Below are 16,933 nucleotides of genomic sequence, written 5' to 3'. Positions count from 1 at the left end.
GCCCCGTCCGCCCCACACTGTGACGCCCCGCCGTTGATCGGCCTCCACGCCCTGTGATGTAATATTCCTACCCCTTTTCCAACCCCCGCAACCTTCAGGAGCGCGCCATGCCCGGCCCGAGCCGCATCGTAAAACACACGGTCGTCTCCAGCGGACTGCACGACGCCGACATCCGCCCGCCGGACCTGCTGGAAGCCTTCAAACAGCTTTCGCTTCGGGATGCCGCCGCCTTCTTCGGTGCGCCCGACGCCCTGGAACAGGTCCCATGCCCCGCGTGCGGCGCGGATAACCCGGCGTACGCCTTCGAGAAGGACGGATACCATTTTCAGGATTGCGGGCAGTGCCAGAGCCGCTATGTATCGCCCCGCCCCCGCGCGGACGCCCTCAAGCGCTACCACGCCGAGTCGGAGGCCAGCCGTTTCCGCGCCTCCCGCTTCGCCGAAGGCGCCGCCGCGCAACGGCGCCACCACCTGCTGCGCGCCAATGCCGCCTGGATCGCGCGGATTGTCGCGGAGACCGGCCTGCCCCCGGGCGCGGCCTACGCGGACTGCCGCACCTACGCTCCGGAACTCTTCGACGAGATCGCGGACCTCGGCTGCTTCGGTCCCCTGTACGCCATCGCCCCCTGGAACCCCGTCGCCGGTCGCTGCAAAACCCCGGTCGCCGAGGCGCGCCTGGATTCGCCACTCGCGCTCGACGCCATCAGCGCCTTCGAGAAACTTGAGCACCAGCACGCGCCCCTCGAACTCCTGCACGCCATCGCCACACGCCTGAACCCCGGCGGACTCCTGTTCCTCACCACCCGAACGTGCTCCGGCTTCGACCTGCAAATTCTCGGCGAAAAAGCCCCCTACATCTTCGTGCCGGAACACTTGAACCTGCTGTCAATCGCCGGACTTGAGCACCTCGCTACCCGCGCCGGCTTCGATATCATCGAATTAAGCACCCCCGGACAGCTCGATGTCGAACTCGTCGCGCACGCAAGCGCCGCCGACCCGTCCATCGTGCTGCCGCCGTTCATTAAGATCCTCATCGGTGATCGCGGACCCCGCGCCCACGCGGACTTCCAGGAATTTCTACAGAAGCACCGCCTGAGTTCCCACGTCCGCCTCGCCCTGAAAAAGGCCAGCACATGAGAATCGCCAGCCGCCCCCACAAGCCCCTGAAATTCCCCACGCACGTTGCGTCCCCCAGGCCCCTTGGGGCTCAAGGGGCCGGTGGGCCCTTTGGGGCCCTCAGGTCCTTTAGCTCCCTCAACCCCCTCAGGTTCAGCTCCCTAAAGTCCCTGCTGTCCCTGCTGTCCCTGTAATCCCCCACCCCCACCCCGGAGCCACCCCTTGTACAAACTCGCCGAACTACACGCCGCCGCACCCTCCGCGCAGGCCTACACCCAATCCTACTTCGATCGCCTCACCGGCCTTCTCAACCAGCTCGATAAAAACGCCATCGCCGCGACCATCGACGCCATAGAGCAGTGCAGCCAGCGCGGAAACACCCTCTTCAGCATGGCCAATGGCGGAAGCGCCGCCTCCGCCTCGCACCTCGTCAACGACCTCGTCGCCGGCTGCTACCTCGACGACAAACCAAAGCTGCGCACCCTGTGCCTCTCCGACAACGTCGCCACCGTCACCGCCCTGGGCAACGACGCCGGATTCGATCATATCTTCTCCCACCAGCTCCGGGTCCACATGCGGCCGGGCGATGTGGTCCTCGCCATGTCCGTCAGCGGCAACAGCGAAAATCTCATCCAGGCCGTCGACTACGCCAACGCCAACGGCGCCACCACCATCGCCTACGCCGGATTCGACGGCGGACGCCTCGCCCAAAAATGCAAAATATCCGTGGTCATCCCCACCACGAAGGACGAATACGGACCCGTCGAGGACGTCTTCAACATCCTCGGACACGTCGTCATTACCTACATCGCCATGTCCCGCGGGAAGTACCTCCACCACGGATGACCGCCCCCGCTCCCATACGGGCCGCCATCGTCGGGCTCGGCAAAATGGGGCGTCTCCGCGCGCAAACCCTCCAGCAGCGGGACGATGTCGCCATCGTCAGCGCCTTCGATCCCGATCCGGAGCGATTCGCCGCGCAATTCCCGGAGGTCCCCCGCGCGGCCTCCCTCCAGGATCTGCTCGCGTCGGACGCGGACGCCGTCTTCGTCTGCACGCCGAACCGGCACACCCCCGGCGCAATCGTCGCCGCCCTGGAAGCGGGAAAACACGTCCTCGCCGAAAAGCCGCCGGGCTGCACGGTGGAGGACATCGAGCGCATTCGCGTCGCCGAGGCCGCCCGGCCCCACCTCCGCCTCGCCTTCGGCTTCAACCACCGCTTCCACGCCGGCATCCAGGAAGCCCACCGCATCGCCAACAGCGGACGCCTGGGCGATATCCTCTGGATTCGCGGCGTCTACGGCAAGGCCGATCCCGGCGAGGCCTGGCGGCGCGACCCGGTCCTCGCGGGTGGCGGCATCCTCCTCGATCAGGGCATACACCTCCTCGACCTCGTCCGCATGTTTCTGGGCGATATCGTCGAAGTCAAAAGCATGGTCGCCGCTTCCCACTGGGACGCCCCCATGGAAGACAACGCCTTTGCGCTCCTTCGGGACGCCGCCGGCCGCATCGCCCAGGTGCACAGCTCCAGCACCCAGTGGAAACACCGTTTCACCTTCGAGGTTTACCTGCAGCGCGGCTACCTCTCCGTCGACGGCATCCTCTCCGGCAGCAGACGCTATGGCGACGAAACCCTCACCATCGCGCGCAGGCCATCCGAGGGAGGCGGACCGCCCCTCGAAGAAACCATGTACTTCGACGAAGATCCAAGCTGGGCCGCCGAAATTGACGCCTTCCTCGCGTGCGTCCGAAACAACACCCCCGTCTGTTCAGGCAGTTCCGAACAGGCCCTGAAGGCCATGGAGCTCGTCCACGCCATCTACCGGGACGACCCCGCCTTTCTGCGCGCGATCGATGCGCCGCAACCCGGAGACGCCACGCCATGAGCCTTACCGTCGCCATCGGCCCCTCCACCTTCGCCGAGAAAGACCCCGAACCCCTGCGCATGCTGGAAGCGGCCGGCGTCCAGGTGAAGCCCAATCCCTGCGGACGCCGCCTCACCGAATCCGAGATCATCGCGCACCTCCAGGGCGTGGATGGCCTGATCGCGGGCCTGGAGCCGCTGAACCGCGCCGTGCTTCAGGCCGCCCACCCCCGCCTCAAGGCCCTCGCCCGCGTCGGCATCGGCGTCGCCAACGTCGACTTCGACGCCGCCCGCGAGTTTGGCGTCCGTGTCTCCAGTACGCCCGAGGGCCCCATCGACGCCGTCGCCGAAATGACCCTCGCCGCACTGCTGACCCTGGCCCGCGGCATCGTCCCCGCCAACGACGCCCTGCACCACGGCGAATGGGCCAAATCCATCGGCCTCGGCCTGCGAGGCGCCACGGTGCTCCTCGTCGGATGCGGCCGCATCGGGAGCCGCGTAGCGGAACTGCTCCAGGCCTTCGGCGCGGATGTCCTCGCCGCCGACCCCGCGCTCAACCCCGATTCGGCCCCGCCCGGCGTAAAAATCGTCTCAATCGAAGACGGCTTCCAGCGCGCCGATATGATCTCCCTTCACGCGAGCGGCGAAGCCTGTCTGCTCAATGCAAACGCCTTCGCCCGAATGAACTACGGCGTCCTGCTGCTCAACAGCGCGCGCGGCGGCCTGGTCGACGAGTCCGCGTTGCTTGGCGCGCTCGATTCCGGTAAGGTGAAGGGCGCCTGGTTCGATGCCTTCTGGGAGGAACCCTATACCGGCCCCCTCACCCGATACCCGCAGGTGCTCCTGACGCCGCACACCGCCACCTACACGGTCCAGTGCCGGCGCCGGATGGAGACCGACGCCGTCAGAAACCTCCTGCGGGACCTCGACATCGCGCCAAAAGCCATTGCCATCCCCCCGGAGATTCCACCATGATTGCCGCACGACTCGCCGATTGGCGTCACTACTTCCAGGGCCCCGTCTGGGAAAGCGCCTTCACCTTTCTCGAACAGCTGCCGGTCGGCAGCCCCGACAACGATGGCCTGGTCCCCATACCGGATTCCGCATTGCGCTACCGCGTCATGTCCTACCCCACCCGGGGCCCGGAAGGCGGCGTGATCGAGGCCCACGACACCCACGTCGACATTCAGATGTCGCTCGTGGGCGCCGAGGCCATCGACTGGTACGAGCGCAGCGGACTGGTCGCGTCACAGCCCTACGACGCGGAGAACGACTACGTACTCTTCGAAAAGCCAGCGTCCATCACCGGCTCCGTCATCAACGCGCCCGGCTATTTCTCGGTCTATTTCCCCGAGGATGCCCACATGGCCCAGCAGCTGGTCGGCGGCGTCGTGGAAACCGTCCGCAAAGTCGTCATCAAGGTCCCCCTCAGCCTCGTCCGCCCCGCGCGCTGATCCAGGCCGGGATACCCGCTCCGACACCATGCCCGTATTCCAGCTGACCCGACATATCGCCTTTCCCCCCGTACACCTGGCGGAAGACGGCCTGCTCGCGGTCGGCGGCGACCTCTCCGAAGCGCGCCTGCTCCTCGCCTACCGCTCCGGTATCTTCCCGTGGTACTCCCGCGGCGAGCCGCTGCTCTGGTGGTCGCCCGACCCGCGCATGGTCCTCTTCCCGGAGGATTTTCACTGCTCCCGACGCCTCGCGCGCACCATCCGCCAGCGCCCCTTTGAGATCACCATCGACCGCGCCTTCGATCGCGTCATCCGCGCCTGCGCCGAGACCCCGCGCGGAGGACAGGACGGCACCTGGATAACGCCGGCCATGGAAACTGCGTATATCCGGCTGAACCAGCATGGCTATGCCCACTCCCTCGAATGCTGGGAAAACGGCGAACTCGCCGGCGGCCTCTACGGCGTCGCCATCGGTGGCATGTTCTTCGGCGAGTCCATGTTCTCCCGCCGCGACGACGCCTCCAAGATCGCCATGTACACCCTGAGCCGCGCCGCACGCGCCTGGGGCATCCCGATGATCGATTGCCAGGTGGCCAACCCGCACCTCGCGCGCCTCGGCGCCCGGGAAATCCCCCGGCGCGAATTCTGCCGCCTCCTGCGCGAGGGCCTGAACACCCCCCTCCGCGCCAACGCCTGGCGCGAACTGCCCGATGATTGAACTGAAAACCGACGCCCCCGCGAATATACTCCCCAGCAAGCCGCCTGCCGGGGGCAGCGCGGGCGGCAGGGTATCGTGTGAGTCGATTGCTGAACCCGCCGCGAAATACAAAAATGGAGGAGTCCCCGTGATGAAAACTCTGCGTGCAATGGGCTATGTCGCGTTCGCCGCCGTGCTCTCGGCCGGCCTGGGAGCCGTCATAAGCAAGGTCGCCGCCGCGCCGCCGGAGGCCCTGAAAGTCGGGCAACCCATGCCCGATTTCAAAATGACCGACACCACCGGCAAGGAACACACCCTCGCCGACTACAAGGGCAAGGTCGTCGTCTTCAACTTCTGCACCCAGGAGTGCCCCTACTCCCGCGGCGCGGACCCCGATATCAACGCCCTGGCCAAAACCTACGCCGAAAAAGGCGTCGTGTTCCTCGGCGTCGATTCCAACAAGAACCTGGAACCCGCCGAAATCGCCGCCTACATGAAAGAGGCCGAGATCCCCTATCCGATTCTTAAGGATGTCGGCAACGTCTACGCCGACGCCGTCGGCGCGCGCGTCACCCCCGAGATCTATATCATGAACCCGGAAGGCATTCTGGTGTACCATGGAGCCCCGGACAACCGCACCGGCCCGAAGAGCGACGCCACCGAACACTACCTGAAAGACGCCCTCGAATCCCTCCTCGCCGGCCAGCCGATCGAAAAAGACACGGTCAAGGCCTGGGGCTGCGGCATTAAAAGGGCCAGTTAAGACGTTCCATCGAAACCGTTCCGGCGGGCGCCGTGTTGCGCCCGCCCTTTTTTCTGCTTCTGGAGGCGAATCCCAATGAAAATCCACCCAATCACAACCTGCGCCGCCCTGGCCATCGCGATCCTGATGCTCACAACCGGCTGCGGCGCTCCCCAGGCCACAAATACCCCAGCCGAAGCACCGGCCGACGCCGGGGGCGCCGCAAATGTCGAAGTCACCCCGCCCCCGAGCGAGGAACCCGCCGAGCCCGAAACCACACCCGAGACGCAAGCCGATGCCGCCCCCGAACCTTCGCCGGAGACCGATGCCGCTGCCGGGGAAGCCCTCCCGCCCGTAAAGGAAGTCAACACGGAACAAGTGGCGGCGCTGATGAAGGAAACACTGGGCAAAGTCACCGTCGTGAACATCTGGGCCACCTGGTGTCCCCCGTGCGTTCACGAAACACCGGATCTGGTCACGTTCTATAATGAGACGGACCGCGATCAAGTCGCATTTGTAAGCATCTCCGCGGACGATGTCGCCGAGATTGACGGCGAAATACCGAAGTTCCAGCGAAATCTGGACATCTCCTTCCCCATCCACGTACTGAATGAACGCGATCAGGAGGGCCTTGACGCCGCTCTCCGCACGCCCTTCGAGGGCGCGCTGCCAACCACCATCATTTATGACCGCCAGGGAAACGCCATCGACACGGTCATGGGCGCGATCACATTGGACGAACTGCGCGCCAAAGTCACCCCCCTGCTCGGCGCGCCCTGATCACACCTCCTAAACTCTTTTATTTAAACCTGTTATATAGTTCCCGCCGAAATCGCCCTCCCGCTGCCCATCCCCTGGTGCGGGGGGGCTTCTGACTTGACAGCCCACGCGCGTTGTGCTACTATGCGCTCTTGTTAGCACTCCATTCCATGGAGTGCTAACAGGCTGTTCCGATTGGACCCGTTATCACGACGGTGGCGATAGTGGCGCCGCCCGGTGCAAGCAAAAGGAGATTCAAAACATGGCCAAGCAGTTACTCTTTGGTCAGGAAGCGCGCATGTCCCTCATTGAGGGCATGGACATTCTTGCGAATGCCGTCAAGGCGACTCTCGGCCCCAAGGGCCGTAACGTGCTGATCGAGAAATCGTTCGGCGCACCCAGCATCACCAAGGACGGCGTCACGGTCGCCAAGGAAGTGGAGCTGAAGCACCCCTTCCAGAACCTGGGCGCCCGCATGGTCCGCGAAGCCGCCAGCAAGACAAATGACAACGCCGGCGACGGCACCACGACCGCAACCGTGCTCGCCCAGGCCATGGTCCACGAAGGCCTCCGCCAGGTGACCGCCGGCGCCAACCCCATGTACCTCAAGCGCGGCATGGACAAAGCCGTCACCGCCGCCATCGAGGCCGTCCAGAAGGCCGCGAAGAAGGTCAAGAACCAGGACGAAATCCGCCAGGTCGCCACGGTTTCCGCCAATGGCGACACCACCATCGGCGACATCATCGCCCAGGCCATTGAGAAGGTCGGCGAAGACGGTGTAATCACCATCGAGGAAGGCAAGAGCCTCGAAACCGAGGTGGACCTCGTCGACGGCATGCAATTCGACCGCGGCTACCTCTCCGCGCACTTCGTCACCAACCCCGAGCACATGACGGCCATCCTGGAGGACTGCTACGTCCTCTGCATGGAAAAGAAGATCTCGAATATCGGCGAGCTCCTGCCGCTGCTTCAGAAGGTGGCGCAGGCCGGCAAGCCGCTGCTGATCATCGCTGAAGATGTCGAGGGCGAGGCCCTGGCCACGCTCGTCGTAAACAGCCTGCGCGGCATCCTCCGCTGCGTCGCCGTGAAAGCCCCCGCGTTCGGCGACCGCCGCAAGGAGATCCTGCGCGACATCGCCATCGTTACCGGCGGCGAGTACATCAGCGAGGACCTTGGCTCGAAACTCGAGAGCGTCGACTTGACCCAGCTCGGCCAGGCCAAGCGCGTTGAAATCGACAAGGACACCACCACGATTATCGAGGGCGCGGGCAAGAAGAAGGACATCAATGGCCGCTGCGACCAGATCCGCCGCGCCATCGAGACCACCACGTCCGAGTACGACAAAGAGAAGCTCCAGGAACGCCTCGCCAAACTCGCGGGCGGCGTGGCCGTGATCCGCATCGGCGCGGCTACCGAGACGGAGCTCAAGGAAAAGAAATTCCGCGCGGATGACGCGCTCGCCGCGACGCGCGCCGCAATCGAAGAAGGCATCGTCGCCGGCGGCGGCGTTACCCTGATCCGCGCGCGCAAGGCCATCGAGGCCCTGAAGCTCGAGGGCGACGAGGCCATCGGCCAGGCGATCATCAGCAAGGCCGTCGGGGCGCCCCTGGCGCAGATCGCCGCCAACGCCGGCCACGAAGGCTCCGTCGTCGCCGAGGAAGTCCTCAACAACAAGGGCAACATCGGCCTCAACGCCGCCACCGGCAAGTACGAAGACCTCGTCCAGGCCGGCATCATCGACCCCGCCAAGGTCATCCGCTGCGCGCTCCAGAACGCCGTGAGCGCCGCCACCATGATCATCACCACCGAGTGCCTCGTCACCGACATCCCGGAGAAAAAGAAGCCCGCCGCCGGTCACGACGACCACCACGGCGGCATGCCCGGCATGATGTAAGCGCCCGGCCTGCAAAAGCACACACCGCACCGGATTCCACCACGGAATCCGGTGCGTTTCTTTTCGGGCGATACAGCACACAGAACTTAGCCATCCCCAACTGCCTTGAAACTTCAAGGGAAGCCACGGGCGCCACGTTCAAGCTCCGCGGCTCCGCCGCCCCAGGGGGACTGGCAACCGCGACAACAACCACCCCAGCCGCGAAAGCGCCCCAACCACCCAAAAATCGCGGGTGCCTGTACCCGCCACGGCACGGGCGCCACCCTCAAGCGCTGCGGCTCCGCCGCCCCAGGGGGACTGGCAACCGCGACAACAACCACCCCAGCCGCGAAAGCGCCCCAACCACCCGAGAATCGCGGGTGCCTGTACCCGCCACGGCACGGGCTCCACGTTCAAGCTCCGCGGCTCCGCCGCCCCAGGGGGACTCTCAACCGCGACAATTACCACCCCAGCCGCGAAGGCGTCCCAACCACCCGAGAATCGCGGGTGCCTGTACCCGCCACGGCACGCCCACCCCGCTTTTGCATCCCAATTGGGCGCATGCTACAGTAGCCCAAGCACAAACGCAGCCCCGGCAACCCCGCCGGGCGCCAACCAAATACGAACCAGGCCCGGGCGGCCACGCCCCCGAGCCCGATGGAGGCAGTGCAGGTATGTCTGAGGTAGCCGCGTTTTTCGATCAGGTGCCGTCGAAGGTAAATAAAGAGAAGATCAAGGACATGAACTGCGTCTACCAGTTCAACATCACCGGCGACGGCGGCGGCGACTGGAATATCGCCATCGCCAACGGAAACGCCACCGTCAACCAGGGCGTCGCCGACAACCCGAATATCACCCTGACCATGGAAGCCGGCAACTTCGTAAACCTCCTCCAGGGCAAGCTCAACGGCCAGATGGCCTTCATGACCGGCAAGCTCAAGATCAAGGGCGAGATGGGCCTCGCAATGAAGCTCCAGAGTGTGTTCAATCTGGGCTGAAGCTCCCCGCGAGAAATCCCGCCCCCTCCGCGCCGCCGCGGCCCTGCTCCTGCTCGCCATCGCGCTCGGCGGCGGGTGCGGTCGCTCCCAGGATCCGGAAACCTCCGCCAACCTCACCCTCAAAGCCCTGGACGGCGTCACCGTGGCCGCCACCCTCTGGATGGCGCGCGGCGATCACCCACCGGGGCTTATCCTCGTCCACCGGCGCGGCGCGGATCGATCCCGATGGAGCGCCTTCGCGGCCCAGGCCGAACAGCACGGCTACCGGGTCGCCGCCGTGGACCTGCGCGGGCACGGCGGGAGCCGCGAGCAGCCCCCCGGCGCCCTCGATTACCGCAACTTCGAACCCGGGGACTGGCGGGACGCCCTGCTCGACCTCGAAGCCGCACGGGTCCTCCTGATGGAGTCCGGCGCGGACCCCGATAACCTCTTCATCGCCGGCGAAGGCCTCGGATCCCTGCTGGCCCTCCAGTTCGTCCGCGACACCCCCGAGCTCCAGGGCATCGTCATGCTCTCGCCCCCGCTCGAAGAGTTCGGATTCGACGCCACCGCCCTCATTGCCGCAGCGGGAGACCGGCCCGCCCTGCTCCTCTGGACCGAGGGCGACGCCCACGCCGCCCGGGCCGCCGCCGCCCTTCAGGACCGCGCTGCCGGCTTCCTCGAAGCCCACTCCTACCCCGGAACAGCCCAGGGAACCGACATCTTCGTGGCCGCCCCCGCCGCCGCCGGCCAGGTGTTCGTCTGGCTCGAACAGATGCGCGACGCCTCCTGAGCCGACAAACCGCCGCGCAAAAGTTGACACCCGGCGCTCCGCGACCTACAATATGCCCAGAGCATGGCGGATAGTCCGCAGGCGATCGGGCAGGGTCCGTGCATACATCAGGCGGTTGGCGAAGTTCCCAATACCGGCTTTTTCCACCCGCGAGTATCCCGGCGCCCGGAGATCCTGCGCGCTCCACCAAGGGAGATCTCCTATGAAGCAAGTGCTCTCGGAGTTGATTAACGTTATCCTCCAGCGGCTGGAAGAGCACCCCGATGCCCCTCCCACCGAACACGGCATGCGCAAGTGGCTCGCGGGGCAGGGTTACAATAAACGCGATATCGACGCGGCCATGCGTCTGGTTGGCGCCGAAATGTCCGCCGAACAGACGGAGGCCCGCCGCACGCCCGGCTCCGTCCGCCACCTCACCAGCGTCGAGGCCCACAAGCTCTCCCGGGAAGCCCGGGACGCGTTCGCACGCCTCGAACTCTACGAGCTGATCGACCCCTACGAACGCGAACTCCTGCTCGACCGCGTCGCGCAGATGGAGGGCGTCGTCACCATGGACGACCTCGACTACCTCCTCAGCTGGCTCCTCATGGGCGCCCGCGACGTCGAAACCCAGCAGACCCTCTACCAGGTCTTCGAAGGCGCCAGCAGCACCCTCCACTAACAAGGGAACTGAATCGGGCGGAAGAAGGGGCCAAGGGGACTGCATCGGGCGGAAATACCACCCACCGTCCCAAAAAGACCACCCCAAACAACCGCCCGAGGCTGTACCCGAAAAAAGGGGGACTGCATCGGGCGGATATACCACCCACCGCCCCAAAAAGACCACCCCAAACAACCGCCCGAGGCTGTACCCGAAAAAAGGGGGACTGCATCGGGCGGAAATACCACACCAAGGGGACTGCATCGGGCGGAAACACCACCCACCGCCCCAAAAAGACCACCCCAACAACCGCCCGAGGCTGTACCCGAAAAAAGGGGGACTGCATCGGGCGGATATACCACCCACCGCCCCGAAAAGACCACCCCAAAAACCGCCCGAGGCTGTACCCGCAAGAAACCTCCCCCCCGCGAGCGGCCCCCTATACCGCTCCCCCCTAATCCCCCGACGCCGCCTTCTTCTTCGCCGCCGGCTTCTTCTTCGCCGCAGCCTTCTTTTTCGCCGCCGGTTTCTTCTTCGACGCCGCCTTCTTCTTGCGCGGGCTCTTCTTCGTCGCCGCGGCCTCCAGCAACGCCAGCGCCTGCTCCACCGAAAACGCCTCCGGATCCGCATCCTTCGGCAGCGAAGCATTCACCTCGCCATCCGTCACATACGGGCCATAGCGCCCGTCATACATCTCGATCTTCTTCTCCGAATTCGGGATCGGGCCCACCTCGCGCAGCAGCGTCTTCTGCCGGCCACGCCGCTTCGGCTGCGCCAGCATCTCCAGCGCCGTCTTCAGGTCGATATTGAAGACATCGTCCACCGTCTTCAGGCTCCGGAAGTCCCCGTCGTGCACGATATACGGACCGAAACGTCCAATCGCCGACCGAACCGATTTTCCCGATTCCGGATGTTCGCCAATGTGCCGCGGAAGCGATAGGTACTGCAGCGCGATCTCCAGCGTCACATTCTCCAGCGGGAAGCCCCGCCCCAGGCTCGCGCGCTTCGGCTTCTTCTTCGAATCCGGATCCTGCTCGCCAAGCTGCACATACGGCCCGTACGGCCCCAGAATGGCGTACACATTCTGCCCCGTCTCCGGATCCTGCCCGATCGGCTCATCCGCCTTCGCGCGCGCCACAAGCAACTCTTCCGCAAGCTCGACCGTCAACTCATCGTACGTCACGCCCTCCGGGATAGGCGCGGTATTCCCGTTCCCGCCCTCGCCACGCTGAATGAAGGGCTGCGTCCGGCCCAACCGCACCACCAGCGGCTGGCCATCCGCGGCGACGCCCACGGGTATGATCGGAAACTCGATTTTCTCCAGTTCGGACGCGATCTTCGGCGCGAGGCCCTCGCCAAATTCCCCGTGCCCCTGGTAGAACGCGCGAAGGAAATCCACCCAGTCCACCTTCCCCTCCGCAATCTCGTCCAGGGCCGTTTCCATTTTCGCCGTAAAGCTCAGCTCGATGTACTCCGGAAAGTGCTCGCGAAGCAGCGACGTCACCGCAATCCCCACAAACGTCGGGGCCAGCGCCTTGCCCACCTTCTGCACATATCCGCGCTGCTGGATTGTCGAGATCGTCGGCGCATACGTGGACGGACGCCCGATCCCTTCCTCTTCCAGCCGGCGAACCAGCGAGGCCTCGTTATACCGCGCCGGCGGCTTCGTCTCGTGACCCAGCGCCTTCACGTCCGCAATCGACACCCGCGCCGACGGGCCCGCCTGATCCCCCTCCGAAAGCGCCGGAAGCTGAGAATCCTGCTGGCCGCTGTCCGCCACCCGCAGAAAGCCCGGAAACGTCACCACCGAGCCGTTGGACCGTAGCGTGACCGGCTTGCCGCCGCCATCCGCCGAAAAGTCGATCGTCGTGCGCAACAATTCCGCATCCGCCATCTGCGACGCCAGCGTCCGGTTCCAGATCAGCGTGTACAGCCGTAAATCGTCGCCCGAAATGAACCGCGACGCCTGCTCGGGCGTCCGCCCCAGGTGCGTCGGGCGGATGGCCTCGTGGGCCTCCTGCGCCATCTTCGACTTCGTCGAAAACTGACGCCGGTGGTGGTAGCGATCGCCAAACTTATCCTTGATCACCTTCTCCGCCTCCGCAAGCGCACGGTTGCTCAACGTCACCGAGTCCGTTCGCATGTACGTTATCAGGCCCTCGCGCTCGCCGCCGCCAACATCCACACCTTCGTAAAGCCGCTGCGCCACCCGCATCGTGTCGCGCGGCGAAAAACCAAGCAGAGAACTCGCCGCCTGCTGCAACGTCGACGTAATAAATGGCGGATAGGGACGCAGCCGCGCCTCCTTCTGCTGCACCGAGGTCACCGTCCACGGCACATTCGCGCGTAGCGCCTCGCACAGCGACGTCGCCTCCGCCTCCTGCACCCAACGCACCTTGTCCGACTTCAGCAACCCCGTCGTCTCGTCAAAGTCCTTGCCCGAGGCGATCCGCTGACCGGCCACTTCCACCAGCGTCGCCGTGAAGCCAATGCCATCGGCCTCCAGCGCGGCCTCGATGTCCCAGTAATTCGCCTTGTGAAACGCCCGGCGCTCCTCCTCGCGCTCCACCACCAGACGCACCGCCACGCTCTGCACCCGTCCCGCGCTCAGCTTCGTGCGCACCTTCTTCCAAAGCACCGGCGAAAGCGAATAACCATACAGCCGGTCCAGGATCCGGCGCCCCTCCTGCGCGCGCACCAGCTCCTGGTTCACGTCACGCGGGTTCGCCGCCGCCTCCGCAATCGCTTCCTGCGTAATTTCGTGAAACACAATCCGCTTCACCGGAACCTTTGGCTTCAACACCTCCAGCAAATGCCAGCTGATCGCCTCACCTTCGCGGTCCTCATCGGTGGCGAGCACCACTTCCTCGGCGTCCTTCAGCGACTTCTTCAGCTCCGCAATCTGCTTCTTGCTGTCCGACTGCACCACATAGACCGGCGCAAAATCGTTCTCCACATCCACCGCCAGCCGTGCCCACGGCTTCCCCTTCAACGTCGCCGGGATCTCGTCCGCGCTGCTCGGAAGGTCGCGCACATGGCCATAACTGGCCAGTACCTTGTGGTCCTTCCCCAGGAACTTTCCGATCGTCTTGGCCTTCGCCGGTGACTCTACAATTACAAGTTTCAAAGGATTACCCTTACGTATCTCAGACAAAACGCCACCCACGCGCCTCCTTCATTCGCCACCCGGAAAGCGCGGGTTATCCCAGCTGCGTGTTTCGGCAGACATTAACACCTTACCGCCGGGTTGCACAAGTGGCCATCGAAGCGCCCGGAGGGAAAAAGCGAATCCCGGCTCTCTCTTGCCAATATTTACAATACTTTGTTTGCATTTTTCGTTAAATTATTATTTTATGCAACCCGGATACCCGCACTTGGAGCCGTAATACCCCTTGTGCTAAAGTTGCCACCGTTCCGTTTGATAGGTCCGCTCACCGCCCCGCGCGGCGGAAGGAATCCCATGTCGCAACTGCCTATCCTGCAATTCGTCAATTACCTCAAGCTCGAGCGGAACTACTCCCCGCACACCCTGCGGGCCTACCTTCGCGATCTGGAGCACTTCTGCGTCTACATGGTCCACGGCCCGAGGGCCTTTGAGCCGGAGGCCGACGACCTGATGGTCGCCCCCAGCCTCGACCTCCTCCAGCGCGCCGACAAACAGGCGATTCGAAGCTACCTGGCCCACCTCCAGACGCGCGGCAGCTCTCCGAAAACCACCGCGCGAAAACTCGCATCCCTCCGCGCGGCCTACAAGTACTTCGTACAATCCGACTACCTCGCCGATAATCCGGCCCGCGCCGTCCGCACCCCGCAGCTCGCCCGGGACCTGCCCGACGTCCTCTCCATCCCCGAGGTCACCGCGTTGCTGGAGGCTCCGGACCTCGGAAAGCCCCTCGGCGTCCGGGACCGCGCCCTCCTCGAAACCCTCTACAGCAGCGGAGCCCGCGCCAGCGAGGTGCGCGGCGTCGCCATGCAAGACCTCGACATGCTCGAAAGCACCATGCGCGTCATCGGTAAGCGCCGCAAGGAGCGCATCGTCCACCTCGGTTCCCACGCGCGCCGCGCGCTCGACGCCTACCTGAGGATCCGCCATACCCTCGGCCAGCCCCAGCACGATGTCCTCTTTGTCAACGCCCGCGGCGGCCCCCTCACCACCCGAAGCATCCAGCGCGTTGTGGAAACCTACGTCCGCCAGGTCCTCCCCGGCCGCCGCGAAGTCTCCCCACACACCCTGCGCCACACCTTCGCCACCCACATGCTCGACGGCGGCGCCGACCTCCGCACCGTACAGGAGCTCCTCGGCCACGAAAACCTCTCCTCCACCCAAATCTACACCCACGTGAGCATAGAGCGCCTCCGGCACGTATACGAAACCGCCCACCCGCATGCCTGAAGCCCCCGCCTACCCCAGCCAATACGCCGGCAGGCCCGCCTTCGTCTCGCGCAGAATCTCAATCACCGCACGGCACTTGTAGTTCGTCAGGTGCAGCAAATCCGGCGTGGGCTCCACACCCGTAAAAATATTCCAGAGGCGCTGGTAGATATACGAACGCACCGGGGCGGGCAGGCCGTCAAACTGCTCGGAATAAATCAGAAAGCTCAGCGGATACGTGAAAAGCCGCCCCTTCAGATCCAAATCCCGCAGGGATCGGCCCTGACTGTCCCGCGGGCCGCGCGCCGCAAACTCCGCCGCGAAATCGCTCGTACCCCGGACCGGATCCGACAGTTCCACTTCGTCCGCAAAGATCATGTAATCGACCACCTTGTCCCCGATCTGCCGGATGATGCGCTCGGACGACTCGCTGAGCGCCTCGGGATCGCGCTCGAACAGCCGATCGATAATCCCCTGCCGGTGCAGCGCCAGTCGCGTCTCAAAGCTCGCCTCCGTCAGCAGGTTGTGCAGGCGCGTCTGGTGTTCCAGCACCAGCATCGCCACCAGGTCGCTGTGCGGGGCCAGGTACTTGCCCGTGTCCACGCGCGGCGGCAGCGCGGCCCGGTTCGCCCCTGCCTCCGTATCGATTTCCGCGTCGTGCGCCGTTTCCTCCGCAATCGTGTTGCCCCGGTGCCGCGCTTCCCCGTGCTCCCCCGTAATGTACCAACCGCCCCACCGCTGCTCCAGCGGCGTCGTCTGGTCCGTAACCAGCGACCCCGCCTTCAGGATCGGCTGGCCGTCCGGGCCGGCAAACACCGACCGTACGATATGCCCCGGCAAATCCCGCGTCAGCGTCGTCGCGTGGCAGCGCAGGCAATCGTGGTGCTGCCGCACGATACGCGGCGCGCCCCCCGGCTGCTGGTCCAGCGTGTAAAACACCGCCCCCAGGTCCGGATCGGCCGCCGATATCTCCAGCACCGCGCCCCCCTGCACCGACCCGACGTAAACATCGTCATTGAAGTAGATCGCGCGTGGCGTCGATGGCGAAATCTGCCGCAATTGAAGCGACGTCTTCGAAAACACCAGCAACTGCGATGAGACCGGTACCTCCAGCGCCGACAGCAGCGACGGGAGATACCCAAACCGTTCGTCGTACGCCAGCGACGCCTCGCCCGACGCCAACGACGAGCCCAGCCGCGACACCGGGTTATTGTCCGCCGTCTCGCTGTACCGGATCGGCGGATTCTCAAACGCATCCTGCGCCAGCGCAAGACCCGGCCCCAGCAAGACACAGTAAACGGCCCTAAATAATGTATTCATAATACATATTCTACCCACCACAACAAACAGAGTCCAGCGCGCCCTTCGGAATCCCAATTGAAAACACTATTCATCCGGAACACTATGCGCCATTTTCTTGTTTTCTGGCAGGATTTCCCGGCGCGCCAAAGCACAAGTCATTAATGGAGAACCGCTTAGACGTCATCATTCAATTCCTATGTGTTCTTTGCGCTCTTTGTGGCTCCAAATCCAGTCCCCCGCCCGCCGCAACCGCGCATCGCACCCCGGAACGTCTCCTTTGCGCCATTGCTACTTCGCATGAATAGCAATCCTTCTCCAACTTCTTTCCTTCCTGCCCTTCGTACT

Annotated in this window: 15 protein-coding genes; 13 read left to right on the top strand and 2 right to left on the bottom strand. The window is 64.6% G+C overall.

The window, feature by feature from the left end:
• The first annotated feature begins 107 nt into the window (after nucleotides 1-107).
• The 12 genes from KF886_01760 (at nucleotide 108) to KF886_01705 (ending at nucleotide 10,935) form a co-directional block, all read left to right on the top strand.
• The gene (locus KF886_01760) at nucleotides 108-1,136 is read left to right on the top strand and encodes a class I SAM-dependent methyltransferase (GenBank protein MBX3176063.1); all 1,029 of its coding nucleotides are present in this window, start codon (nucleotides 108-110) and stop codon (nucleotides 1,134-1,136) included.
• Between the two features lie 201 nt (nucleotides 1,137-1,337).
• Nucleotides 1,338-1,961 (top strand): SIS domain-containing protein, encoded by a 624-nt coding sequence (locus KF886_01755; GenBank protein MBX3176062.1) that lies wholly within the window; start codon nucleotides 1,338-1,340, stop codon nucleotides 1,959-1,961.
• The gene (locus tag KF886_01750; protein ID MBX3176061.1) at nucleotides 1,958-3,001 is read left to right on the top strand and encodes a Gfo/Idh/MocA family oxidoreductase; all 1,044 of its coding nucleotides are present in this window, start codon (nucleotides 1,958-1,960) and stop codon (nucleotides 2,999-3,001) included. The genes KF886_01755 and KF886_01750 overlap by 4 nt, the downstream gene beginning before the upstream one ends.
• Nucleotides 2,998-3,954: a hydroxyacid dehydrogenase gene (locus tag KF886_01745; protein ID MBX3176060.1), complete on the top strand. Its 957-nt coding sequence runs from the start codon at nucleotides 2,998-3,000 to the stop codon at nucleotides 3,952-3,954. Before KF886_01750 ends, KF886_01745 begins: the two co-directional genes overlap by 4 nt.
• Complete coding sequence (locus tag KF886_01740) at nucleotides 3,951-4,433, top strand: YhcH/YjgK/YiaL family protein (GenBank protein MBX3176059.1); 483 nt, start codon at nucleotides 3,951-3,953, stop codon at nucleotides 4,431-4,433. Before KF886_01745 ends, KF886_01740 begins: the two co-directional genes overlap by 4 nt.
• A 28-nt stretch (nucleotides 4,434-4,461) precedes the next feature.
• Nucleotides 4,462-5,151, top strand: coding sequence for a leucyl/phenylalanyl-tRNA--protein transferase (gene aat, locus KF886_01735; protein MBX3176058.1), 690 nt, complete (start codon nucleotides 4,462-4,464; stop codon nucleotides 5,149-5,151).
• Nucleotides 5,152-5,281: 130 nt separating this feature from the next.
• Nucleotides 5,282-5,893, top strand: coding sequence for a redoxin domain-containing protein (locus KF886_01730; protein ID MBX3176057.1), 612 nt, complete (start codon nucleotides 5,282-5,284; stop codon nucleotides 5,891-5,893).
• A gap of 75 nt (nucleotides 5,894-5,968) precedes the next feature.
• Nucleotides 5,969-6,652: a TlpA family protein disulfide reductase gene (locus KF886_01725; GenBank protein ID MBX3176056.1), complete on the top strand. Its 684-nt coding sequence runs from the start codon at nucleotides 5,969-5,971 to the stop codon at nucleotides 6,650-6,652.
• A gap of 241 nt (nucleotides 6,653-6,893) precedes the next feature.
• Nucleotides 6,894-8,525, top strand: a complete 1,632-nt coding sequence (gene groL / locus KF886_01720) for a chaperonin GroEL (protein MBX3176055.1) — start codon at nucleotides 6,894-6,896, stop codon at nucleotides 8,523-8,525.
• A gap of 653 nt (nucleotides 8,526-9,178) precedes the next feature.
• Nucleotides 9,179-9,502: an SCP2 sterol-binding domain-containing protein gene (locus KF886_01715; protein MBX3176054.1), complete on the top strand. Its 324-nt coding sequence runs from the start codon at nucleotides 9,179-9,181 to the stop codon at nucleotides 9,500-9,502.
• On the top strand, nucleotides 9,483-10,274 hold the full coding sequence (locus tag KF886_01710) for an alpha/beta fold hydrolase (protein MBX3176053.1): 792 nt from the start codon (nucleotides 9,483-9,485) through the stop codon (nucleotides 10,272-10,274). The genes KF886_01715 and KF886_01710 overlap by 20 nt, the downstream gene beginning before the upstream one ends.
• 202 nt (nucleotides 10,275-10,476) lie before the next feature.
• Nucleotides 10,477-10,935, top strand: coding sequence for a DUF494 family protein (locus tag KF886_01705; protein ID MBX3176052.1), 459 nt, complete (start codon nucleotides 10,477-10,479; stop codon nucleotides 10,933-10,935).
• A 433-nt stretch (nucleotides 10,936-11,368) separates the two neighbouring features.
• Here the strand turns inward: KF886_01705 and topA are convergent, their stop codons facing one another.
• Entirely contained in the window at nucleotides 11,369-14,041 is a 2,673-nt protein-coding gene (gene topA, locus KF886_01700; protein MBX3176051.1) for a type I DNA topoisomerase, read from the bottom strand.
• 333 nt (nucleotides 14,042-14,374) lie between these two features.
• On the opposite strand from topA, the gene KF886_01695 reads away from it, so the two are divergent.
• On the top strand, nucleotides 14,375-15,307 hold the full coding sequence (locus KF886_01695) for a tyrosine recombinase (protein ID MBX3176050.1): 933 nt from the start codon (nucleotides 14,375-14,377) through the stop codon (nucleotides 15,305-15,307).
• Nucleotides 15,308-15,316: 9 nt separating this feature from the next.
• On the opposite strand, the gene KF886_01690 is transcribed toward KF886_01695, so the two are convergent.
• Nucleotides 15,317-16,606 carry a hypothetical protein gene (locus KF886_01690; protein ID MBX3176049.1) on the bottom strand — a complete coding sequence of 430 codons (1,290 nt, stop codon included), beginning with the start codon at nucleotides 16,604-16,606 and terminating at the stop codon, nucleotides 15,317-15,319.
• Between the last annotated feature and the right edge of the window lie 327 nt (nucleotides 16,607-16,933).

The organism is Candidatus Hydrogenedentota bacterium (genome assembly GCA_019637335.1).
In the GTDB taxonomy this organism is placed as follows: domain Bacteria; phylum Hydrogenedentota; class Hydrogenedentia; order Hydrogenedentales; family JAEUWI01; genus JAEUWI01.
This window is presented reverse-complemented; position numbering and strand designations above follow the sequence as displayed.

Bases quoted from the DNA above. Each gene is read 5' to 3' on its own strand.
- KF886_01760 (MBX3176063.1), top strand. From the start codon at position 108: ATGCCCGGCCCGAGCCGCATCGTAAAACACACGGTCGTCTCCAGCGGA.
- aat (MBX3176058.1), top strand. From the start codon at position 4,462: ATGCCCGTATTCCAGCTGACCCGACATATCGCCTTTCCCCCCGTACAC.
- KF886_01725 (MBX3176056.1), top strand. From the start codon at position 5,969: ATGAAAATCCACCCAATCACAACCTGCGCCGCCCTGGCCATCGCGATC.
- KF886_01740 (MBX3176059.1), top strand. From the start codon at position 3,951: ATGATTGCCGCACGACTCGCCGATTGGCGTCACTACTTCCAGGGCCCC.
- KF886_01715 (MBX3176054.1), top strand. From the start codon at position 9,179: ATGTCTGAGGTAGCCGCGTTTTTCGATCAGGTGCCGTCGAAGGTAAAT.
- KF886_01705 (MBX3176052.1), top strand. From the start codon at position 10,477: ATGAAGCAAGTGCTCTCGGAGTTGATTAACGTTATCCTCCAGCGGCTG.
- KF886_01695 (MBX3176050.1), top strand. From the start codon at position 14,375: ATGTCGCAACTGCCTATCCTGCAATTCGTCAATTACCTCAAGCTCGAG.
- groL (MBX3176055.1), top strand. From the start codon at position 6,894: ATGGCCAAGCAGTTACTCTTTGGTCAGGAAGCGCGCATGTCCCTCATT.
- KF886_01745 (MBX3176060.1), top strand. From the start codon at position 2,998: ATGAGCCTTACCGTCGCCATCGGCCCCTCCACCTTCGCCGAGAAAGAC.
- KF886_01690 (MBX3176049.1), bottom strand. From the start codon at position 16,606: ATGAATACATTATTTAGGGCCGTTTACTGTGTCTTGCTGGGGCCGGGT.
- KF886_01730 (MBX3176057.1), top strand. From the start codon at position 5,282: ATGAAAACTCTGCGTGCAATGGGCTATGTCGCGTTCGCCGCCGTGCTC.
- KF886_01750 (MBX3176061.1), top strand. From the start codon at position 1,958: ATGACCGCCCCCGCTCCCATACGGGCCGCCATCGTCGGGCTCGGCAAA.